Below are 22,476 nucleotides of genomic sequence, written 5' to 3' on the forward strand. Positions count from 1 at the left end.
CCGCCGCCCAGCCCTCCACGGGAAGCCCCGAAGCCATGCCACTGCCCACTCGCCCGCTCGTCGCCGGGGCCACCGCCCTGGCCCTGATCCTCTCGACCACTGCTGGCGCCGCGCACGCGCTACCGGACGCGGAGGCGGAATCGCCACCCGAGAGTGCATCTGCGCAGGTGCCACAGATCCCCGAGGGGCCGGACAACCCCGAAGCGACGCTGACAAGACTCACGGGGCAGACATCACAGGACGTGGTGTCGCTTGCGGCTGTCCCGGAAGAGCCCGTCGTCATCTCCGTCTCCTGGTCCGGAGACGACCCGCACGCAGAGTACCGGTCGCTCTCCGGCGGCGCCTGGTCCGGATGGGAGCCCCTGCCGGACGATCCTCATGTTTCCGGCGACGGCGAGACCTTCACCGCGGAGCCGGTCGCCGTCGTCGACGCCGCACGGATCGAGATCCGGCCTACGGCCGATGGCGTCGGCTCCGACGCCCTCGACGTCGAGGCCCTCTCGTCCCCCGTGACGGACGTCGACCGGGCGATCACGCAGGACGGACCAGCGGAGATGTACTCGAGCACCGCCGACAGCGTGCTGAACGAGGTGATCCCCCGCGAGTCCTGGGGAGCGGCCCCGCCCGTGTGCGACCTCGGCAACGCGAAGCGCAAGCACGCCACGATCATCCACCACACCGCGGGCGCCAACTCGTATGCGGCTGCCCAGGTGCCATCCTTGCTGCGCAGTATCCAGCAGTTCCACATGGGGCTGGACCCGACCTGGTGCGACATCGGCTACCACATGCTCGTGGACCGCTTCGGCAACATCTACGAGGGCCGCGGCGGCGGCGTCGCACCTGCGCGCATCGCCACGCACGCCGCCGGCTGGAACGGCGACACCTTCGGCATCTCCCTCATGGGAAACTACTCGCAGGCCGCTCCGCAGGCGGACGCGCTCTCCTCCCTCTCCAAACTCGCCGGCTGGCAGGCCGCCTACTGGGGCTACGACCCCACGGACTTCGTCACGCTGACCGCCGGCGGAGGCGGCCGCTTCGACGCGGGCGAAAAGGTCACGCTTCCGCGCGTCTTGGGGCACCGCGATGTCGGATACACGGAGTGCCCCGGGCACAACCTGTACAGCAGACTCGGCGACATCCGTCACGGCGCCCGTGAACACATGCGGTACGAGGTCGCCGGCCACACGATCGGTGCCTCGCGTGTCGCCGGGGACACGCGCTACACGACGGCGATCGCCGCCTCCCAGCGCTCCCACCCATACGGTGCCGACACCGTGTACATCGCCACGGGCGGCGACTTCGCCGACGCGCTCGTCGCGGCCCCGGCGGCGGCCCACGCGGACGCCGCCCTGTTGTTGACCAAGCCCGGATACGTGCCCGGGAACGTGCTGCAGGAGATCAAGCGGCTGAGCCCGCGCCGCGCCGTCATCGTCGGCGGCACAGCCGCGGTTTCCGCGTCCGCCGCGGACCAGATCGGGAAGGTCGTGCCGTCCGTGGTCCGTCGCGGCGGGGAGACCCGCTACAACACCGCCCGGAACGTCGCCCGGGGAGCTTTCTCCTCGACAGCCCGCGCCTACATCGCCACGGGCGAGAACTACCCGGACGCGCTCTCGGCCTCGGCCGTCGCCGCGTACCACGACGCCCCCGTGCTCCTGGCCCGGGGCAGCCGCTCGGCGATCAGCCCTGCCACCGACGCCGCCCTCGAGGATCTGGGTGTGTCCAAGGTCGTGCTCGCCGGCGGCACGGCCGTCATCTCCCCCGGAGTCGAGAGCTCGCTCGCGGCCTACGCTCCGTGGCGCGTCGCCGGGGCGGACCGCTACGCGACGAGCCGCCTGCTGAACAAGTACCTGCTGCCGAAGTCGACGCAGGTGTTCTTCGCAACCGGAGGCGACTTTCCTGACGCCCTCTCGGGAGCCGCCCTCGCGGCGGCCAAAGGCTCCCCGCTCTACCTCGCCCGGCCGCGTTGCGTGCCGTTGCAGATGCGTTCGGACATCTTCGAGTCGTCGGTCCGCAGCGCGACCCTCGTCGGCGGCTCAGCCGTGATCTCCTCGGCCGTCGCACGACTCGAGCCCTGCCTCTGATGCTCAGCAGGCCTTGAGCCGCGCGACGTCGCCCGTGAGCGCCGCGGTTCCGCCGAGCAGGAACACGCGGTTGGCGCTCTGCGAGTCCATCTTGGTCAGCGTCGCCTGCGGGATGCACCCGGTCTTGCTCAGGTACAGCGCCGATCCTCGCGTACCGGCGACGGCTGCTCCGGCGAGAGCGTCAGGGAAGGCCCCACCGGTCGCCAGGTAGATCCACCGGCCCGTGTCGTAACCCGGGGTGCCGTCGCGGTTGAGGCTGCGGTTCGTCGCGTAGCGGTCTGCACCGTACCGACGTACCGGGTCATAGGGCGCGAGCGAGGACATGATCCCCGAGGAGACGACCACCGGGCCTCCGGCCACAATGGTGTGGTCGACCCCCATGCGGTCGAGCGCCTGCAGCGTCGACACGCGCACCTTCGACGCCGTCCCGTCGACGAGGAACACCGGCCTCCCCTGGGCCGCGGCGACCGATGAGGCGGAGAGCGCATCCGGGAAGTCGCGGCCCGTCGCGACGTACGCGCGATTCGCGGATCCGAAAGCCGCTTCGGAGATCGCGACGGCAGTTTCGTAGCGGTCGGCACCTCCGCGCCGGGTGGTCGGGGCCAGAGCGCGCAGATCCTGCTCAACCTTGGTCGAAACCGCGTCCACGCCGCCCACCACGACGATCCGCCGCGGTCCGAGCCGGTCGATCTCGCTTCGGACCACTCCGGGCACGTAGGTCTTCTTCGTCAACAGCAGCGGGCCGCCGTCGCGCGTTGCCGCCGGTGCCGCGACAAGCGCGTCCGCGTAAGCGGATCCCGTGGCGACGTACACCGTGTCCGCGCCAGAGGGGAAGGAATGCTTCGAGGCTTCGACGGCGGTCCGGTACCGGTCGTCGCCGGAGAGCCGGTCAACGCCGTACCACTTGGCCACGGCCGTCGCTTCGAAGACCCACGCGCTCTTGATGCCGAGCGCGCTGCGCAGCTGCGTTCCGCTCATCGAGCGCTTGACGCCGTCGACCGAGGTCGCCGTCGCCGTCGAGACGGCCTTGTCGGCTCCCCAGGACAGAGCGACCGTTTTCACGTTCTTCAGCCCGAAGGCCTTCGACATCGCCGATTGCGAAACCCTCTCGGTCCACGAGCTGTTCGGGTTCCCAACGTAGGAGCGTTGCGACCACGGGTCCGAGCGCGACTTCAAGTAGGGCACCGAATTGGCCCAGACCGACGACGCGTCTCTAGTCATCCCTCCGGACGATGAGAAGTAGAGGGCGTCGATGAGCCCGCCGCCGTAATGGATAACGCGGGCCGATACGGGCACTCCGCCCGAGCGCGTGTGGGTCGCGTCGACGGCGGCCTTCCACTTCGCCCCGTACTCCCCGCCGGGCCCTTCGCTCTCCTTCTTCCATCCGGAGAACTTCTGCGACTTCACCTCGTCGTAGACATGGCAGGCGCACTCCGGCTTGATCGAAGCCATGTTGCGCATGGCGTAGGTCCGCCCGGCGATCACCTGCGACTGCAGCGTCGCCGCCGGCCACAGCGACGGCATCTCGGCAAGCCCGTACAGGTACTCGTCGTTCACGCGCAGCACGTTGACGACGTTCGCCTTGCTCTCCAGCGGCGTCACGCGCAGCCGCCCGTGCCGGTAGATGCCGGTGCCACCGGCGTCGGCTCCGGAGACGGACACGGTCGTGTTTGCCGTGCCGCTGGTCCAATACCTGGTGTTCTGCCACTGGATGTTGACGTCTTTGCCGCGCAGGCTCACGCCGCCGCTGACGACGACGTCGCCCCCTGTGTACTCGAGCCGGATCGCGTTGCTCGTCTCCCGCTTGGCTCCCCCGTCGACCGAGACGCGCAGCCGACCGTTGTTGGGCGTGACCGTCGTCGAACGCACGTGGTGCAGCTGCACGCGCAAGCTGTTGGACGCGTAGCGGTCGGTGTTCACGACCGTTGCGGGCGCGTAATAGTGCTCGAGGATCTGTTTGGCCGTTCGGCCGTCCAAGCCCTGGCCCCTGGCCCCGTACTGGCTCATGCCGACGCCGTGTCCCCAGCCCGCCCCCTTCAGGACGAATTCGGAGGGAGTCGAGTAGGCGGCTTGAGCTTCGCCGGCCGGGGCGATCACCGCGGCCAACGCCAGGGCCAGCGCCGAGACGCCGGCGATCAGCGGTCCGACTGTTCGGGCGGACCGCCTCGAACGTCGATTCCCCAACTCCGCACGGCGGTTCATACGTCAATTCTAGAGCCGGCCGGAGACGCAAAACAGCCCGGTTTCATAACGAAACCGGGCTGTTCAGACGAAGCTTTAGCGAGCGGCGCTGCCCTCGGTGTAGTCATCGTCCTGCTGGCTCCACGAGAAGTGCGAACGCAGGGCCTTGCCGGTGGCCTCGATCGGGTGACCGGCTTCCTTTTCGCGCAGCTCCTTGAACTCCTTCGCGCCGTTGTCCTGGTCGTCGATGAAGCGCTTGGCGAAGGCTCCGGACTGGATGTCGGCGAGGATCGCCTTCATCGAATCCTTGACCTCCGGCGTCACGACGCGCGGGCCGGAGACGTAGTCGCCGTACTCGGCGGTGTCGGAGACGGACCAGCGCTGCTTGGCGATGCCGCCCTCCCACATCAGGTCCACGATGAGCTTGAGCTCGTGCAGCACCTCGAAGTAGGCGATCTCCGGCTGGTAGCCGGCCTCGGTCAGGGTCTCGAAACCGGCCTGGACCAGGTGGGAGACGCCGCCGCAGAGCACGGCCTGCTCGCCGAAGAGATCCGTCTCGGTCTCCTCGGTGAACGTGGTCTTGATGACGCCGGCGCGGGTGCCGCCGATGCCCTTGGCGTAGGACTTCGCCAGGTCCCAGGCGGAGCCGGAGGCGTCCTGCTCCACGGCGATGATGTCCGGGATGCCGCGGCCGGCAACGAACTCGCGGCGCACGGTGTGGCCCGGGGCCTTCGGGGCGACGAGGATGACGTCGACGCCGGCCGGGGCCTCGATGTAGCCGAAGCGGACGTTGAAGCCGTGGCCGAAGACGAGGGTGTTGCCCTCGACGAGGTTCGACTCGACGTCGTTCTTGTAGAGGTCGCGCTGGCTCTGGTCGGGGGCCAGGATCACGACGACGTCGGCCCAGGCCGAGACCTCGGCGGCGGTACCGACGGTCAGGCCCTCCTCTTCGGCCTTGGCGCGGGACTTCGAGCCCTCCTTGAGGCCGACGCGGACGTCGACGCCGGAGTCGCGCAGGTTCAGCGAGTGGGCGTGGCCCTGCGAGCCGTAGCCGATGACGGCCACCTTCTTGCCCTGGATGATCGACAGGTCGGCATCGTCGTCGTAATACACTTCGGTCACTTTTACTCCTTGGGTAGGACTGATCTGGAAAGTTTTATGCGGAGACGGAGCGCAAGGCGCGGTCCGACATGGATTTGGCGCCGCGGCCAATGGCGAGCGTGCCGGATTGCACGATCTCCTTGACGCCGAAGGGCTCCAGGACGCTGAGCAGCGCCTGCAGCTTCTCGACGGTGCCGGTGGCCTCGATGACGAGGGAGTCGGTGGACACGTCCACCACCGAGGCGCGGAAGAGGTCGGCCGCCTGGGTCACCTGCAGCCGGGTCACGGCGTCCGCGCGGACCTTGACCAGGATGTGGTCTCGCTGCACGGAGGATTCAGGGGTCAGTTCGACGATCTTGAGAACATTGATCAGCTTGTTCAGCTGCTTGGTGACCTGCTCGAGCAGGTCGCCTTCGGCATCGACGACGACGGTCACACGGGAGATGCCCTTGTGCTCGGTGGGTCCCACCGCGAGCGAGTCGATGTTGAAAGAGCGGCGGGCGAAGAGCCCGGCCACGCGGGTCAGGACGCCCGGGACGTCCTCGACCAGCACGGAAAGCGTGTGGCGTGCCATGTCTAGTCCTCCTGCTCCCAGTCGGGAGTCATGTTGCGCGCGATCTGGATCGCGTCGTTGCTGACGCCGGCCGGCACCATCGGCCAGACCATGGAGTCCCGGCTGACGACGAAGTCGACGACGACGGGGCGGTCGTTGATCTCAAGTGCCTGCTGGATCGTCGCGTCGATGTCCTCCGCGCTCTCGCAGCGCAGCCCGACGGCGCCGTACGCCTCGGCGAGCTTCACGAAGTCCGGCACCCGAACGGTGCCGTGGCCCGTGTTCAGATCGGTGTTGGAGTAGCGGCCCTCGTAGAAGAGGGTCTGCCACTGCCGGACCATGCCGAGGGAGGAGTTGTTGATGATGGCGACCTTGATCGGGATCTTGTTGATCACGCAGGTGGCCAGCTCCTGGTTGGTCATCTGGAAACAGCCGTCGCCGTCGATGGCCCAGACCACCCGGTCGGGATTGCCGACCTTGGCGCCCATGGCCGCCGGAACGGAGTAGCCCATCGTGCCGAGCCCGCCGGAGTTCAGCCACTGGTGCGGCCGCTCGTATTTGACGAACTGCGCCGCCCACATCTGGTGCTGACCGACGCCGGCGACGTACACGCCCTCCGGCCCGGTCATCTCGCCGATGCGCTGGATGACCTGCTGGGGTGCAGCGAGGCCGTCGTGCGGCTCAGTGAAGCCCATCGGATAGGTGTCGCGCAGCCGGTTCAGGGTCGCCCACCACGAGGTCATGTCCGGCTTCCCGGACTCGCCGAGCTGGGCCCGGTAGGTCTCGAGCAGCTCGGGGATGATCTCCTTGAGATCGCCCACGATCGGCACGTCGGCCGCTCGGTTCTTGGAGATCTCCGCCGGGTCGATGTCCGCGTGGATGACCTTGGCGTTCGGGGCGAACGTCGAGAGCACGCCGGTGACGCGGTCGTCGAAGCGCGCGCCGAGCGTGATCAGCAGGTCGGACTGCTGCAGGGCGGTCACCGCCGAGACGGAACCGTGCATGCCCGGCATGCCCACGTGCTGTTCGTGCGAGTCCGGGAAGGCGCCCCGCGCCATGAGCGTCGTCGCGACGGGCGCGCCGACGTACTCGGCCAGTTCGATGAGTTCGTGCGAGGCGTGCGCCTTGATGACGCCGCCGCCCACGTAGAACACCGGGCGCTTGGCTGCCGCGATGAGCTTGGCGGCCTCGCGCAGCTGCTTCGCGTGGCCGCGAGTCACGATCCGGTAGCCGGGCAGGTCGATGCGCGGCGGCCACGAGAACGTCGTCGCCCCCTGCTGCGCGTCCTTGGTGATGTCCACGAGCACGGGCCCGGGACGGCCCGAGCCGGCGAGGTAGAACGCCTCGGCCAGCACGCGCGGGATGTCATCCGGGTTGGCGACCAGGAAGGAGTGCTTGGTGATCGGCATGGTGATGCCGACGATGTCCGCCTCCTGGAACGCGTCCGAACCGATCACGGCACTGTTGACCTGACCGGTGATCGCGACCATCGGCACCGAGTCCATGTGGGCGTCGGCGATGGCGGTGACGAGGTTGGTGGCGCCGGGTCCGGACGTCGCGATGCAGACGCCCACCTCCCCGGTCACCATGGCGTAGCCCTGGGCGGCGTGGCCGGCGCCCTGCTCATGACGGACGAGTACGTGGTTGAGCACGCTCGAATCCATCAGTGGGTCGTAGGTGGGGAGGATGGCCCCGCCCGGCAACCCGAAGACGTCTTTGACGCCCAGTTCTTCCAGTGAGCGGACGATGGCTTGTGAGCCAGTCATCTCCGTGGGGGCTACTTTGTTGTTCGGACCCTGCACGGGTCCGTTGCCCTCCACCGCGGAAGAGACAGGAGCAGCATCCTTGGCGCGACTTGCAGCCTTGGCCACCAGCGCTGGGCTGATGTCGGTTCCGTTAGTCATGGATTCTTCCTTCTCTTCTCTTTCTTTCGCGCATAAAAAAACCCCTCTGGCCGAGTGCGGCTTCAGTGGGGATTAGCGCGTTACCTGTCCAACCAAGGGGCTGTCCGTGTTTCGGATCAGGCCACGCGCTTGGTAACTCGTAGGACGGTGATGATGTTCTGCATGCCACTCAGTTTTCCCGTCCCCACGACGGGTGTCAACGAGCCCAGCCTACCGTCTCACTATTTGGACATTGCTTTCACTCTTTGGACACTACACGACGACAACGGAAGGTGCCACGGCCCGCGCGGCCACCCTCCGTCGTCGTACACGGTCGTGAATCAGCCGCAGTAGGCGCCGACGCTGGCCGACTTGACCAGCTTGGTGTACTTCGCGAGCACGCCCTTGGTGAAGCGGGCCGGGAGCGGCTCCCAGCCCTCCTTGCGCGCCTCGAGCTCCGCCGGGTCGACCAGGAGGTCGAAGGAGCGCGCGGCGATGTCGACGCGGATCGTGTCGCCGTTGCGGACGAACGCGATCGGGCCGCCGTCGACGGCCTCCGGGGCCACGTGCCCGATGCACAGGCCCGTGGTGCCGCCAGAGAAGCGACCGTCGGTGAGCAGGAGCACGTCCTTGCCGAGGCCCGCACCCTTGATGGCGCCCGTGATGGCGAGCATCTCGCGCATGCCCGGCCCGCCCTTCGGGCCCTCGTAGCGGATGACGACGACGTCGCCGGCCTTGATCTCGCCCTGGTCCAGCGCGTCGAGCGCACCCTGCTCGCGCTCGAACACGCGGGCGGTGCCCTCGAAGACGTCGGCGTCGAAGCCGGCCGACTTCACGACGGCACCCTCCGGGGCCAGCGAACCGTGCAGGACGGTCACGCCGCCCGTCTTGTGCAGCGGGTTGTCCATGTGGCGCAGGATCTTGCCGTCGACGTCCGGCGGAGCGATGTCGGCGAGGTTCTCCGCGACGGTCTTACCCGTGACGGTGAGACAGTCGCCGTGCAGCAGGCCGGCGTCGAGCAGTGCCTTCATGATGACGGGCACGCCGCCGATCCGGTCCAGATCGAACATGACGTGCTTGCCGAACGGCTTCATGTCGGCCAAGTGCGGGACCTTGTCGCCGATGCGGTTGAAGTCGTCGAGGGTCAGCTCGACCTCTGCCTCGCGCGCGATCGCGAGCAGGTGCAGCACGGCGTTGGTGGAGCCGCCGAAGGCCATGGTGACGGCGATCGCGTTCTCGAACGCCTCCTTGGTCAGGATGTCGCGGGCGCGGATGCCCTTGCGTAGCATCTCGACGACGGCCTCGCCGGACTTGTGCGCGAACATGTCGCGGCGGCGGTCGGCCGAGGGCGGGGCGGCCGAGCCCGGCAGGGACATGCCAAGGGCCTCGCCGATCGAGGCCATCGTGTTGGCGGTATACATGCCGCCGCACGCACCCTCGCCCGGGCAGATCGCGCGCTCGATCGCGTCGAGGTCGGCCTCGCTCATGGTGCCGGCGGCGCAGGCGCCCACGGCCTCGAAAGCGTCGATGAGGGTGACCTCGCGCTCCGAGCCGTCCGACATGCGGGCGAAGCCGGGCATGATCGTTCCCGCGTAGAGGAAGACGGACGAGAGGTTCAGTCGCGCGGCGGCCATGAGCATGCCCGGCAGCGACTTGTCGCAGCCGGCCAGGAGAACGGAGCCGTCGAGGCGTTCGGCCATCATGACGGTCTCGACGGAGTCCGCGATGACCTCTCGGGAGACGAGCGAGAAGTGCATCCCCTCGTGGCCCATGGAGATACCGTCGGAGACGGAGATCGTCCCGAACTGCATCGGGTAGCCGCCGCCGGCGTGCACGCCTTCCTTGGCGCCCTGGGCCAGGCGGTTGAGCGAGAGGTTGCAGGGGGTGATTTCGTTCCACGAACTGGCGATGCCAATCTGCGGCTTGGCGAAATCGTCGTCGCCCATGCCGACGGCGCGGAGCATTCCGCGGGCCGGGGCGGCATGGATGCCGTCGGTGACGGCGCGGCTGCGTGGCTTGATGTCTGGTGTGGAGTCCTGCGTCATAGCCGCGATTCTAGGCCCGTCACAAACTGAAACGTGAACCCGTGACTACGTCGCGTAACGATGTCCAGCGATCTGTCAGTCCCCGCCCATAGACTGGTCGCATGGCTTACGAAACTGATGGCAATCTGAACGATGCGGCACTGAAGGCGCACCTTCATCGTGCGTTCGACGATCAGATTCCCAACTTCGGCAGCTACAACCTGGTCTATGCGACGGGCAACGCGGGCGGGAGCGGATGCTTCATCGTCGGATTTCGACGGCAGCCACTCGAACTCGTCATCGCACCGGTCAACCCCGCGACCCTCACCCCGCGCGACGCCGCAGTCTCGATCAACCTGACCAACCTCTCCCACCTCGCCGAGGTCCGCGATGGCGGCTTCGAGGTCGGCACGAGCACCGGTCGCGTCTTCCGCTTCGAGGTCGCGACCCACCCGAGCATCGAGGTTCCACCCTCAGTCTCCCCGGACGGCGGGACGCGAACTCTGCTCGAGCAGGAAATCGACGCCGAGGACTTCGTGGGGTTCATGGACGAGTTCATGACGCGCGTTGACGAGCTGGCCTCCGCCTCCTCGGCCTGATCGGCGCGGGTTCCAGGTCGCCGCACCTGCCCCTAGCCTTAACATCCGTCCGCGCGCGTGCACGTACGCGCGCGGGCGCGATCAGAACCACCGACCAAGCCTGCCTGAGGCCTACAAGTGTGAAGTGCACCTCAAAGAGTGGTTTCGATTTGCACGGCCTGATCAGGGCATGTATTGTTTTATCTCGTTGCGAACGCGGCAGGCACCGAAAAGAGCCGCCGCAGAGCATGATGCACCTCTAGCTCAATTGGCAGAGCAACTGACTCTTAATCAGTAGGTTCCGGGTTCAAGTCCCGGGGGGTGCACCAGGAAAAGGAGGTCAGCCGCGCGGCTGACCTCCTTTTAGTTTAACCGAATCGAGGAGGATCTCTCATGGCAGAACGCCTGACCCCCGGCACCACCGCCCCCGACTTCGAGCTGACCTCGGCCGGCGGCGAGCAGGTCTTGCTCTCCGGCCTGCGCGGCCGCAAGGTCATCGTCTACTTCTACCCGGCGGCTTCCACTCCTGGCTGCACAACTCAGGCCTGCGACTTCCGCGACAACATCGCATCCCTGGCCGGCGCCGGATACCAGGTTCTCGGCATCTCCCCCGACAAGGTCGCCAAGCTGGAGACCTTCGTCGCGAACGAATCGCTGACGTTCCCCCTGCTCTCCGATGAGGACCACGCGGTCGCCGAGGCCTACGGCGCCTGGGGCGAGAAGAAGAACTACGGCCGCGTCTACGAAGGCCTGATCCGCTCCACGATCGTCGTCGACGAGGACGGCAAGGTCGAGCTCGCCCAGTACAACGTGCGCGCCACAGGTCACGTTGCGAAACTGCGTCGCGATCTGGGACTCGACTAACCCCTGCTGACCCCGCCGCCGAGGCGGGTCGGCTACACTGGTTTGGTCCGCTTCCGGCCCCGTGCCGTAAGCGGTCCGCTCAGCGAGCGTGGCGAAATTGGCAGACGCGCTGGATTTAGGTTCCAGTGTCTTCGGACGTGGGGGTTCAAGTCCCCCCGCTCGCACCACGATCACCGACCGGCTTCGCGCCGGTCGGTTTTCAGTATCGGAACCCGCCGGTTCCGGCGGCGACCACAACAGGCACTCGTCACGAGGCAGCAAGGAGACCGAGCGGTGAATCCCGGCAACGAGCACTCCCCCGGACCGGCTGACGGCCACGGCGGGTATCTCTCTCGGCGTTCTCTGCTCGGTCTCGGCGCGGGCCTCGGCTCCGCCGCCCTGCTCGGGCTCTCCGGGTGCGGAACGACGACGACGCCCGCGCCGTCGGCCACACCGTCGCCGTCCCCGGCAGGTCCGGTCGCGTTCCGCCTCGGCACCCCCTCGGCGCCACGCTCCCTCGACCCGTCGCTGGTGATCGACGCCGACTCGCACCGCCTCACGCGGCAGATCTTCGAGGGTCTGATGCGCACCGACCCGGACAACGGGGCGCCGCAGCCGGCCCTCGCCACCGACTGGGAAGCGTCCGCAGACGGCCTCACGTACACCTTCACGCTCCGCCCCGGGGTCACCTTCCACGACGGAACGGAACTGACCGCCGACGTCGTCGTGCGGAACTTCGAGCGCTGGGCGCGCCGGACCGACAACCCTTCCACTCCGGACGCGCTCGCGTTCAAGGCGGTCTTTCATCATCGGGAGACGGAAACGACGACGCCGTCCGAAGATACGGACGAGCCGGAGCTCGACGAGCACATGCAGAACGCCCTCGACGGGCTGCCCGACGTGCCCGAGGCCGTCCGCGAGGGCGAGAGCTACTTCGCTTCCTGCACGGCAGCGGACCAGGCAACGTTCGTGCTCGAACTCAACGCCCCACTGACGGGGCTCGTGCAGGCGCTGACGCTGCCCGGCCTGGCGATCGCCGCGCCCGCTTCGACCCCCGAGGCACCAATCGGAACCGGGCCGTACCGGTACGTCGGCGCCGAGGACGGGGTCCATACGCTCGAACGCTACACCGGGCACTGGCGGAAGCGCCCCGAAGCGGTCGACCGCATCGAGTTCACGGTCCTGCGGGACGGGGCGTCGCGGCTGCGCTCGATGCTCGCCGGTTCCGTGGACGGTTTCGATGCCGTGACGACCGCCGAGATGCGCGAGCTCGTCCGCAGCGGCCAGCAGATCCTGCAGCGGGACCCCTTCTCGGTCCTCTACCTCGGCATGAACCAGTCGGAAGGCCCGCTGTCCTCGCTGCCGGTCCGCCAGGCGGCCTCCCACGCGATCCAGCGGTCTCAGGTCATCGACGACCGGTTCATCGCCGGCACCGCCGAGGCCAGGGCCTTCCTGCCGCCGAGCCTCGGCATCGAGGCGCCTGCCACCTACTACGGCTACGACGTCGACGAGGCGGAACGCCTGCTCGAGGAGGCCGGGTACGACGGCGAGCCGATCCCCTTCCTGTACCCGCTCAACGTCACTCGTGGCTACCTGCCGCTGCCCGAACGCACCTACGCGGAGATCGCCGCCCAGCTGACCAAAGCCGGCTTCAAGATCGAACCGGTGCCGCTGGAGTGGGGTGACGATTACCTCGAAGCGGTCTTCGGTGGCGAGTACGCAGGCTTCCACCTGCTCGGTTGGACCGGCTCCTACCGCGATCCGGATCACTTCCTGAGTTCGATCTTCGCGGAAGCAAAGACGCAATTCGGATACGACGCGGCGAACCTGCGCACCCATGTCGCGGCCGCGCGATCGATGCCGGACACGCCGGAGCGCGCCGCCGCCTACCAGGCCATCAGCGAGGTCATCGCCCGCGACCTGCCCGCGCTGCCGCTCGCGTTCCCGATCTCCGCCCTGACCGTCTCGACCGACGTCACCTCCTACCCGGTCAGCCCCGTCCTGGACGAGCCGCTGGACCGCGTGAGGATGCTCACAACCTGACCCGGCGCCCAGCGGCCGATTTCGGCGCGCTGACGTCCACGCGCTAATCTGTCGTTAAAACCACGCCTTTCGACGGAGACTGCCTGTGCCTGCCACAACCGCCACCCAGAACATCGATGTCGCCCTCATCGGCGGCGGCATCATGTCGGCCACACTCGGCACCCTCATCAAGCAGATCGAACCCGACTGGGATATCAGCCTGTTCGAGAACCTTGACGAGGCCGGACTGGAATCCTCCGGACCGTGGAACAACGCCGGAACCGGGCACTCCGCACTGTGCGAGCTCAACTACACACCTGCCGGCAAGGACGGATCGGTCAACCCGGCCAAGGCTGTGGGCATCAACGAGCAGTTCCAGGTCTCCCGTCAGTTCTACGCCTACATGGTCGACCGCGGCCTGATCGGCCCGGCCAAGTCCTTCATCAACCCGCTGCCGCACATGAGCTTCGTCATCGGCGATGCGCACTCCGACTACCTGCGCACCCGCTACGAGGCCCTGCGCTCGCAGCCCCTCTTCGAGAACATCGAGCACACCGAAAGCCTGGAGACGATCCACGAGTGGGCACCACTCGTCGCCGAAGGCCGCGACGAGTCCCAGCGCGTGGCAGCCTCGCGGTTCACCTCGGGCACCGACGTCGATTTCGGCGCCCTGACGCGACAGCTGACGACCTACCTCGGCGGCTCCGGCGTCGACCTGAACTTCGGCCACAAGGTGCTGCGGCTGGCCCGCAACGGCGACGGCTGGCAGATCACAGTCAAGAACAACGCGACCGGCGAGAAGCGCAAGGTCAACGCGAAGTTCGTGTTCGTCGGTGCCGGCGGCGGCGCGCTGGGCCTGCTGCAGTCGGCCGGCATCGATGAAATCAAGGGGTTCGGCGGCTTCCCGGTCTCCGGCCAGTTCCTGCGCAACACCAACGAGGCGACCATCGATCGCCACCACGCCAAGGTCTACGGTCAGGCCTCCGTGGGCGCCCCGCCCATGTCCGTGCCCCACCTCGACACGCGCTTCGTAGACGGCAAGCGCTCCCTGATGTTCGGGCCCTACGCGGGCTTCACGTCCAACTTCCTCAAGACCGGATCGTACTTGGATCTGCCGCTGTCGATCCGCGCGTCCAACATCATCCCGATGCTGGCGGTCGGCAAGGACAACATGGGGCTGACCAAGTACCTCATCACGGAGGTGCTCAAGTCCCGGGCCAAGAAGGACGAGGCCCTGCGCGAGTACTACCCTGGCGCAGACGGCGCCGAGTGGGAGCTCATCACTGCCGGACAGCGCGTCCAGGTCATCAAGAAGGACCCCAAGAAGGGCGGTGTGCTCCAGTTCGGCACCGAGGTCATCACGAGCGCCGACGGCACGATCTCCGGCCTGCTCGGAGCCTCCCCCGGCGCTTCCACGGCCGCGCCGATCATGGTCGAAGTCCTGCGCCGCTGCTTCCCGACCCGATTCCACGGCTGGGAGTCCAAGCTCACGGAGATCATCCCGAGTTTCGGCCGCCGGCTCAACGAGAATCCAGAGCTCCTCGCGGAGGTCACCGCGTCGACAGACAAGGCGCTCGAGCTCGGTTCCTGACGATCCCGGGCCGCACCACGCCCGCCAAGGCCCGGCAGAAATCTGCCGGGCCTTGGCTCGTTCTTGACCCGCCGACATGCGGCCAGGGAGAGGCCATCTGGCCAATGTATGCAAATGCATGTAAATCTGGCATACTGGAGGCAGAACCTCGAGTCTAAGGAGCACACCATGCAGATCGGCGTCTTCAGCGTCAGCGACATCACCACCGACCCGACAGACGGCACGACGCCGTCCGAGCACGAACGCATCAAGGCCTCGGTGGCGATCGCGAAGAAGGTCGAAGAGATCGGCATGGACGTCTTCGCGCTCGGCGAACACCACAATCCGCCCTTCTTCTCCTCGTCGCCGACCACGACACTCGCGCACATCGCCGCTCAGACCGAGCGCATCATCCTCTCCACGGCGACCACGCTGATCACGACCAACGATCCCGTGAAGATCGCCGAGGACTTCGCGATGCTCCAGCACCTCGCCGACGGCCGCGTCGACCTCGTCCTCGGCCGCGGCAACACCGCGCCGGTCTACCCGTGGTTCGGCAAGAACATGCAGGACTCCGTCGAGCTCACCGTCGAGAACGTGCACTTGCTCCACCGGCTCTGGGACGAAGACGTCGTCTCCTGGCAGGGCAAGCACCGCACCGCGCTGCAGAACTTCACGTCGACCCCGCGCCCGCTCGACGGCGTCGCGCCCTTCGTCTGGCACGGTTCCATCCGCACTCCGCAGGTCGCCGAGATCGCCGCCTACTACGGCGACGGGTTCTTCGCCAACAACATCTTCTGGCCCAAGGAGCACTACCAGCAGCTCATCGGCCTCTATCGCGAGCGGTTCGAACACTACGGACACGGCCGCGCGGACCAGGCGTTCGTGGGTCTCGGCGGCCAGTTCTACCTGGCCGGGAAGTCCCAGGACGCCGTCCGCGAGTTCCGTCCGTACTTCGACAACGCGCCTGTCTACGGCCACGGCCCCTCGCTCGAGGACTTCACCGCGCAGACGCCGCTGACGGTCGGCAGTCCGCAGGAGGTCATCGAGAAGACCCTCTCCTTCCAGGAGTACTTCGGCGACTACCACCGCCAGCTCTTCCTCGTCGATCACGCCGGGCTGCCGCTGAAGACGGTGTTGAACCAGCTGGACATGTTTGGCGAGTACGTGTTGCCGGAGCTGCGGGCCGAATACGCGAGGCGGAAGCCCGCTGACCATCCCGACTCCCCGACCCACGCGTCGCTGCTCGCGGCTCGGCAGGCCGGCGCCAAGCCGGCCCAGATCAAGTCCAACGCAGTGGAGGCGGAGAACCGTGGCTGAGAACAACAACCTCCCGTCGGTCAGCGAGACCGCGCAGGCCTGGGAATCCCTGTTCCGCTGCCAGGTGACCATCATGCGCCGGCTGCAGGCGCTGTCCGAGTTCCGCGAGCTGAACATGCGCGAGTACGACGTGCTCTTCAACCTCAAGCGGGCACCCGACTGCGGGCTGCGTCTGGGCGACCTCAACGAGCACCTGCTGCTGAGCCAGCCGAGCCTCTCCCGGATGATCGACCGGCTCGTCGAGCGGGGTCTCGTCGCCCGGATCGCGGACCCCTCGGACGCGCGCGCCGTGCTGATCACCCTCACGGAGGAGGGGGCCGAGCTGCAGCGCCGGATCGGCCGCGCTCACGTGAGGCACATCCACGAGGTCATGGCCGGCGGGCTCACCCCGGACGAACTCGCCGAGCTCAAGCGGCTCACACAGGCCCTCAGCGACTCCGTCCAGTCCTGCTGAACCTTCCGGCGACTACTGGCCCGGGCCCACCGCCCGCACAGCGGCGACGATCGCGCGCGCCGTCTGCGTGACCTCCGCTTCCTTGACCTCACGCGTGAAGCTCAGGCGCACAGACGTCAGCGCCACGTCCGGCGCGTAGCCCATCGCAAGCAGCACGGGTGAGGGCTCGTCGCTGCCGGCATGGCACGCGGATCCCGACGAGCACTGCACCCCGCGCCGCTCGAGTTCGAGCAGCACGGCCTCACCCGACGTGCCGGGGAAGCAGAACGAGACGATCCCGGGCACGCGATCGTCCGGGTGGCCCGTGGGCACGGCTCGCTCCCCCAGGGCTCGCACGACGGCGTCACGCAGGTAGGCGCCGTATCCCGCCCGACCGTCATCGTCATCTCGAACAGCCGCGACCGCGTGCTTCAGCGCGAGCGCCGTGGCCACCGCACCGGCGACGTTCTCGGTGCCGCTGCGGCGGCCACGCTCCTGCCCGCCACCGCTGAGCTGCTCGGCCAGGGGCAGGCGCGCCCGGACCATCAGGAGGCCGGCACCCTTCATGCCGCCGATCTTGTGCCCGGACACGGTGAGGGCGTCCACGTCTTCGGCGAGTGCGGCGACGTCGATCCAGCCGGCGGCCTGCACGGCGTCGGTGTGCACGAGCGCGCCGGCACCCCGGGCCGCGGCGGCGATCTGCGCGACGGGTTGAACGGTTCCGACCTCGTTGTTCACCGCCATGACGGACACGAGCGTGGTGTCGGGGCGCAGCACGGCCCGCACGTCCTCGGGGTCGACGCGTCCGTGGGCATCCACGCCGACGACGCTCAGCTCGAACCCGTGGTGCTCGCGCAGGTAGCCGGCGGCCGCGCGCACCGAAGAGTGCTCGACGGCGCTGATCACCAGGTGCCGCCCGCGCGGCGCGGCCAGGGCCAGCCCCTTGAGGGCGAGGTTGTTGGACTCCGTCCCCCCGGAGGTGAAGACGACGTCGTTCTCCCGCACGCCCAGCGCGCCCGCCGCCGTGGTGCGCGCGAAGACGAGGGCGCGCGCCGCGGAGGTGCCCAGCTCGTGCCGGCTCGACGGGTTGCCGAAGTCGTTCGTGAGCAGCGGCCAGACCGTCTGCAGGATGTCCTGCCGGGTCGGGGCCGTCGCCGCGGCGTCCATGTAGATCACGCTGCGCCGCCGTCGTTCGCGGTCTCGAAGTCGAGGCCGAGGTCGAGGGCGCGCACGCTGTGCGTGAGAGCGCCGGAGGAGATGACGTCGACGCCGGTCGCGGCGATGCCGGCGACCGTGGTGAGCCCGACATTGCCCGAGGCCTCCACGAGGCAGCGCCGCCCGATCCTGCGCACACCCTCGGCGAGGTCCTCGAGCGTGAAGTTGTCGAGCATGACGGTGTCGACGCCTGCGGCGACGACTGCTTCGAGCTGGTCCAGCCGGTCGATCTCGACCTCGAAGTGCACAGTGTGCCCGAGCCGTTCGCGGGCTGCTCGCAGCTCTCGCGTCAGCTCCGCGCCCTCACCGAGCAGGGCGAGGTGGTTGTCCTTGGCCATGACGGCCTCGCTGAGGTTGTCGCGGTGATTGTGACCGCCGCCGCAGCGCACGGCGTAGCGCTCGAGCACCCGCAGCCCGGGCGTCGTCTTGCGGGTGTCGGCGATGCGCACCGGGTGCCCGTTGGCCGACATCGCGCCCCCGGCCGCGGCGACCATGGCAGCCGTCGCCGTGGCGATGCCGCTGAGCCGCTGCAGGAGGTTCAGCCCGACGCGTTCGCCGGTCAGCACGGCGCGCGCCGGCCCGGTCACCGTGACGAGCGCGTCGCCGGCGGCGAACCGGTCGCCGTCCGCGAGGTGCGCGGTGACGTCCACGCCGTCGCCGGCGAGGCGCATGCTGGCGGCGAAGGCGGCCAGCCCCGCGCACACTCCGGCCTCGCGGGCGACGACCCGGCCGACCGCCGTCGTGCCGGGGGCGATGAGCGTGTCCGCGGTGATGTCACCGCCGGGCGCGTCCTCGGCGAGGGCCGCGGCGACGATCCGGTCGACGACGGCGGCCGGCACCGGGCGTGGCCCCGGGTGGGCCGCGGCGCGGCTAGTGGCGGGCGGCTGCGAAGTGCTCTGGTGCATGGGCTTCTTCCGTCTCGTCTCTCGTATCGGTGGTGCGGGCGGCGCCCGTGCGGGCATCGCTGCGGAAGTGGGCGCCGAGGGAGCGCTCCCGGTCCAACGCCGCGCACGCGATGCGGTGCGCGATTAGGGCGCCGTTGGCGAGTTCGTGCGTCTCGCGCGACGCGGGCTGGGAGCCCAGGCGGCGTTCGGCCTCGGCGGCAATGTTCGCGGTCGCGACGGCGGCGGCGCGCAGGCCGCGCCCGTCACGCACGACGGCGAGATCGCGGGCTGCGAGCCGGCGCAAGCGCGCTCCGAGCCCGGCGGTGCTGACATCCGCCAGGGCCGAGACGCGGCGGGAGGCAGAGGCGCGGTCGGACCCATGCCGAGACACCGTGGTCGCGCCGGCCGGCCGCCCGGGGCCCGCGAGGATCGCGTCGACGGCGCGCCAGGAGAAGACGAGGCCCTCGAGCAGGGAGTTCGAGGCGAGGCGATTCGCCCCGTGCACACCCGTGCAGGCGACCTCCCCGACGGCGTAGAGCCCGGGCAGGCTCGTGCGTCCGCTCGTGTCGGTTGCGATCCCGCCCATCCAGTAGTGCTGGGCCTCGGCCACGGGGATCGTCTCGCGGGCCGGATCCAGCCCGACAGCACCCAGGCCTGCGTAGATGCCCGGGAAGCGACGGGCCAGGAACCCGGCGCCCCGCTCGCGCTCGAGGTGACGCGCGTCCAGGTGCACGGCCCCGGTCGCCCGGCGCGCCGCGTGGATGGCGCGGGCCACGACGTCGCGCGGCGCGAGCTCGGCCCGCGGGTCGATGCCCGGCATGAACCGCCGCCCGTTCCCGTCGAGCAGCACCGCGCCCTCGCCGCGGACGGCCTCGGAGATCATGAGCGTCGGCGCCGGGCCCTCGCCGGCCACCGCGCGGACGGCAGCCGCGTCGAGCAGGGTCGGGTGGAACTGGACGAACTCGACGTCCGCGAGCCGGGCGCCGGCGCGATCCGCGAGAGCCGCCCCGTCCCCGGTCGCCCCGGCCGGGTTCGTCGTGAACTCGAAGATCCGACCGATCCCTCCGGTGGCCAGCACGACGGCGTCCCCGGCCAGCTCGTCAGCGGTCTCCCCCGCGCCGGACGGCAGCAGGCGCACGCCGGCGACCGCGCCGTCGTCGTGCTGGAGCAGGTCCGTGACGAAGGCGCCCTCGCGGATGCGCAGCCGCCCGTCCGCCTCGGCGGCGCGGCACGCGCGGATCAGCGCGGAGGCGATGCCGGCCCCGGTCGCGTCGCCGCCGTGGTGCAGGATCCGGGCGTGGGTGTGCGCCCCCTCGAGCCCGAGAGCGAAACCGTCCGGGCCGCGGTCGAAATCCGCCCCGGCGGCGACGACCCGCTCGACGTGCTCCCACGCGTCGCGGCACAACAGTTCGACGGCGGCCGGATCCCCGGCGTGCGCGCCCGCGGCGAGCGTGTCGGCCACGTGGGAGGCGACGGAATCGCCGGTGGCCGCCGAGTCGGGGGTGACCGCGGCGATCCCGCCTTGGGCGTACCACGTGTTCGAATCCCGCAACCGGTCCTTGGTCAGCAGCGTGACCGCCGGCTCGTCCGCGGGTCCGGAGCGTTCGGCGGCCGCGAGCGCGGCGTAGAGCCCGGCGATGCCGGAGCCGACGACGATCACCCGGCGCGCGTCGGTGGTCATGGCTTCGCGTCGAGCATGCGCTGGAGTGCGGTCTTCGCGTGCTCGGTCGTCGCCGCGTCGACGGTGATCCGGTTGACGATGCGGCCGGCGACGAGTTCCTCGAGCACCCAGGCGAGGTAGCCCGGGTGGATGCGGTACATCGTGGAGCACGGGCAGATCACGGGGTCGAGGCAGAAGATCGTGTGCTGCGGGTACTCGTCGGCGAGGCGGTTGACCATGTTGATCTCCGTGCCGATCGCGAAGACGCTCGGCTCGGTGGCCGCCGCGACGGCCTTGCGGATGAAGTCGGTGGACCCGGAGGAGTCGGCCGCGTCGACGACCTCCATGGGGCTCTCCGGGTGCACGATCACGTTCGCCTCGGGGTACCGGGCGCGGGCGTCGTCGATCTGCTCGACCGTGAAGCGCTTGTGAACCGAGCAGAATCCGTGCCAGAGGATGACCTGCGCCGCGTGCAGGGCCTGCTCGTCGTTGCCGCCGAGCGGCAGGCGCGGGTTCCACATCGGCATGGCCTCCAGCGGCACGCCCATCGCCTTGGCGGTGTTGCGCCCGAGGTGCTGGTCGGGGAAGAACAGAACGCGGCGGCCGCGCTCGAACGCCCACTCCAGCACGGTCGCCGCGTTCGAGGACGTGCACACGATCCCCCCGTTGCGGCCGACGAAGGACTTGAGCGCGGCGGAGGAGTTCATGTAGGTGACGGGCACGACGGCGGCGCGGCCGTCGTCGACCTCGTCGGCGTAGAGCTCCATGAGCTGCTCCCAGCACTCCTCGACGCTCGAGGAGTCGGCCATGTCGGCCATCGAGCAGCCCGCGGCCAGGTTCGGCAGGACGACCGCCTGGTCGTCGCGGGAGAGGATGTCGGCGGTCTCGGCCATGAAGTGCACGCCGCAGAAGACGATGTATTTGGCATCCTGGCGAGTCAGGGCCGCGTTGGCGAGTTGGAACGAGTCGCCGACGAAATCCGCGTGCTCGATCACCTCGTCGCGCTGGTAGAAGTGCCCGAGCACCACGAGGTCGTTGCCGAGGCGCTCCTTGGCGTGGCAGATGCGCTCGTGCAGTTCGGCGTCGTCGGCCAGCCGGTACTCCTCGGGGATCACGCCCTGGCGCGGCGTCTCCGCCGGGGCGACGTCCTCCATCGACGAGCCGGGCCCGTAGGCGGGCGCGCCGGCATCGAAGTTCCACGGCGACACCGCGAGCTCAGGCGTGCAGGAGGCGGCGACCGGCGAGGTCGCCGAGCCGGGGGCCGGGCGGGCCGGATCGAAGCTCTGGATCTTGACCTGGACGCTTGTCATGTGAGGGAACCTTCCTGGAGGGACGCGGTGGCCGCGCCGTGCGCGGCGGGGCTCGGGGGTGTGTCGACGGGGTCTTCGAAGCGATACAGCTTCGGGGGCCGGTGCTTGACGCCGTGCAGGTGCTCGCCCGTTTCGGCGAGGCCCGGCGAGCTCAAGAGCTGGCGGCGGAAGTTCGCCGGGTCGAGCCGCGTGCCGAGGACGACCTCGTAGACCTCACGGACCTGGGCGAGTGTGAAGCGGTCACCGAGCAGCCGGTGGGCGACCTTGCCGTAGGTGACCTTGTTGCGCAGCCTCCAGAGCGCGTATTCGACGATCTCGACGTGGTCGAACGCCAGTTGCGCGCGCACCTCGTCGGAGTCGACGGGGAACCACGCGACGTTCGGATCCTCGATGAGTTCCGAATGCGGCGCACCCGCGTCGGGCCCGTCGTCGTTCGAATCTGCCCCGCGCACGAGCGCCCAGTAGACGATCGAGACGACGCGCCGGGCCGGGGAACGGTCGAGGCCTCCGAACGCGTAGAGCTGCTCGAGGTAGCGGGGCACCAGGCCCGTCGTCGTGCGGAGATTCTCCGCGGCGGCCGCGGCCAGCGACTGCTGCGCGCCGAGCGGTCCGCCGGGCAGGGCCCACTGGCCGCGGTAGGGCTGGCGGGTGCGGCGCACGAGCGGGATCCAGAGCCGCGGCGGCGTGTCGTCGGCCGCGCCCGGGGCGCGGCGAAGCGAGAAGATCACGGTGGACACCGCGATCTCCGGGCTGATCGCCGCCCGCTCGGATACGTTCAGGAATTCCATGGCTCCCCGCCGCCGGAGTAGTTAATGTCA

Annotated in this window: 17 protein-coding genes and 2 tRNA genes; 9 read left to right on the plus strand and 10 right to left on the minus strand. The window is 69.1% G+C overall.

The window, feature by feature from the left end; translation table 11 throughout:
* Positions 1-35 precede the first annotated feature (35 nt).
* Positions 36-2,081, plus strand: a complete 2,046-nt coding sequence (locus EV380_RS05870) for a cell wall-binding repeat-containing protein (RefSeq protein WP_165391893.1) — start codon at positions 36-38, stop codon at positions 2,079-2,081.
* A gap of 3 nt (positions 2,082-2,084) precedes the next feature.
* On the opposite strand, the gene EV380_RS05875 is transcribed toward EV380_RS05870, so the two are convergent.
* The 5 genes from EV380_RS05875 to ilvD form a co-directional block, all read right to left on the minus strand.
* Positions 2,085-4,283, minus strand: a complete 2,199-nt coding sequence (locus tag EV380_RS05875) for a cell wall-binding repeat-containing protein (protein ID WP_130449997.1) — start codon at positions 4,281-4,283, stop codon at positions 2,085-2,087.
* A 75-nt stretch (positions 4,284-4,358) separates the two neighbouring features.
* On the minus strand, positions 4,359-5,384 hold the full coding sequence (gene ilvC / locus EV380_RS05880; protein WP_130449999.1) for a ketol-acid reductoisomerase: 1,026 nt from the start codon (positions 5,382-5,384) through the stop codon (positions 4,359-4,361).
* Positions 5,385-5,418: 34 nt separating this feature from the next.
* Positions 5,419-5,937, minus strand: coding sequence for an acetolactate synthase small subunit (gene ilvN, locus EV380_RS05885; protein ID WP_102160790.1), 519 nt, complete (start codon positions 5,935-5,937; stop codon positions 5,419-5,421).
* Positions 5,938-5,939: 2 nt separating this feature from the next.
* Positions 5,940-7,820 (minus strand): acetolactate synthase large subunit, encoded by a 1,881-nt coding sequence (locus EV380_RS05890; protein WP_130450001.1) that lies wholly within the window; start codon positions 7,818-7,820, stop codon positions 5,940-5,942.
* A gap of 320 nt (positions 7,821-8,140) precedes the next feature.
* Positions 8,141-9,844 (minus strand): dihydroxy-acid dehydratase, encoded by a 1,704-nt coding sequence (gene ilvD / locus EV380_RS05895; RefSeq protein WP_130450003.1) that lies wholly within the window; start codon positions 9,842-9,844, stop codon positions 8,141-8,143.
* Between the two features lie 101 nt (positions 9,845-9,945).
* On the opposite strand from ilvD, the gene EV380_RS05900 reads away from it, so the two are divergent.
* The 8 genes from EV380_RS05900 to EV380_RS05935 all read left to right on the plus strand — a co-directional run bounded on the left by EV380_RS05900 (position 9,946) and on the right by EV380_RS05935 (position 16,610).
* Complete coding sequence (locus tag EV380_RS05900) at positions 9,946-10,422, plus strand: hypothetical protein (protein ID WP_102160795.1); 477 nt, start codon at positions 9,946-9,948, stop codon at positions 10,420-10,422.
* A 232-nt stretch (positions 10,423-10,654) separates the two neighbouring features.
* Positions 10,655-10,730 (plus strand) — tRNA-Lys (locus EV380_RS05905).
* A 64-nt stretch (positions 10,731-10,794) separates the two neighbouring features.
* Entirely contained in the window at positions 10,795-11,265 is a 471-nt protein-coding gene (gene bcp, locus EV380_RS05910; RefSeq protein WP_130450005.1) for a thioredoxin-dependent thiol peroxidase, read from the plus strand.
* An 82-nt stretch (positions 11,266-11,347) separates the two neighbouring features.
* Positions 11,348-11,432 (plus strand) — tRNA-Leu (locus tag EV380_RS05915).
* 106 nt (positions 11,433-11,538) lie between these two features.
* Positions 11,539-13,287, plus strand: a complete 1,749-nt coding sequence (locus EV380_RS05920) for an ABC transporter substrate-binding protein (RefSeq protein WP_130450007.1) — start codon at positions 11,539-11,541, stop codon at positions 13,285-13,287.
* 79 nt (positions 13,288-13,366) lie between these two features.
* Complete coding sequence (locus EV380_RS05925) at positions 13,367-14,857, plus strand: malate:quinone oxidoreductase (RefSeq protein ID WP_130450010.1); 1,491 nt, start codon at positions 13,367-13,369, stop codon at positions 14,855-14,857.
* A gap of 168 nt (positions 14,858-15,025) precedes the next feature.
* Positions 15,026-16,156: an LLM class flavin-dependent oxidoreductase gene (locus EV380_RS05930; RefSeq protein WP_130450012.1), complete on the plus strand. Its 1,131-nt coding sequence runs from the start codon at positions 15,026-15,028 to the stop codon at positions 16,154-16,156.
* Entirely contained in the window at positions 16,149-16,610 is a 462-nt protein-coding gene (locus tag EV380_RS05935) for a MarR family winged helix-turn-helix transcriptional regulator (protein ID WP_242607519.1), read from the plus strand. Before EV380_RS05930 ends, EV380_RS05935 begins: the two co-directional genes overlap by 8 nt.
* Before the next feature lie 12 nt (positions 16,611-16,622).
* Here the strand turns inward: EV380_RS05935 and EV380_RS05940 are convergent, their stop codons facing one another.
* Genes EV380_RS05940 through EV380_RS05960 form a run of 5 tightly spaced genes read right to left on the minus strand, consistent with a single transcriptional unit; the run spans position 16,623 to position 22,446 of the window.
* The gene (locus EV380_RS05940; RefSeq protein WP_130450014.1) at positions 16,623-17,765 is read right to left on the minus strand and encodes a cysteine desulfurase family protein; all 1,143 of its coding nucleotides are present in this window, start codon (positions 17,763-17,765) and stop codon (positions 16,623-16,625) included.
* Positions 17,762-18,709: a carboxylating nicotinate-nucleotide diphosphorylase gene (nadC, locus tag EV380_RS05945; protein ID WP_130450016.1), complete on the minus strand. Its 948-nt coding sequence runs from the start codon at positions 18,707-18,709 to the stop codon at positions 17,762-17,764. Before nadC ends, EV380_RS05940 begins: the two co-directional genes overlap by 4 nt.
* A complete protein-coding gene (nadB, locus tag EV380_RS05950) occupies positions 18,675-20,369 on the minus strand; it encodes an L-aspartate oxidase (RefSeq protein WP_130450018.1) in 1,695 nt (564 codons plus the stop codon). Before nadB ends, nadC begins: the two co-directional genes overlap by 35 nt.
* Positions 20,366-21,658 carry a quinolinate synthase NadA gene (nadA, locus tag EV380_RS05955; RefSeq protein ID WP_130450020.1) on the minus strand — a complete coding sequence of 431 codons (1,293 nt, stop codon included), beginning with the start codon at positions 21,656-21,658 and terminating at the stop codon, positions 20,366-20,368. Before nadA ends, nadB begins: the two co-directional genes overlap by 4 nt.
* Positions 21,655-22,446: an NUDIX hydrolase gene (locus EV380_RS05960; RefSeq protein ID WP_242607520.1), complete on the minus strand. Its 792-nt coding sequence runs from the start codon at positions 22,444-22,446 to the stop codon at positions 21,655-21,657. Before EV380_RS05960 ends, nadA begins: the two co-directional genes overlap by 4 nt.
* Positions 22,447-22,476 lie beyond the last annotated feature (30 nt).

Source organism: Zhihengliuella halotolerans (assembly GCF_004217565.1).
In the GTDB taxonomy this organism is placed as follows: Bacteria; Actinomycetota; Actinomycetes; order Actinomycetales; family Micrococcaceae; genus Zhihengliuella; species Zhihengliuella halotolerans.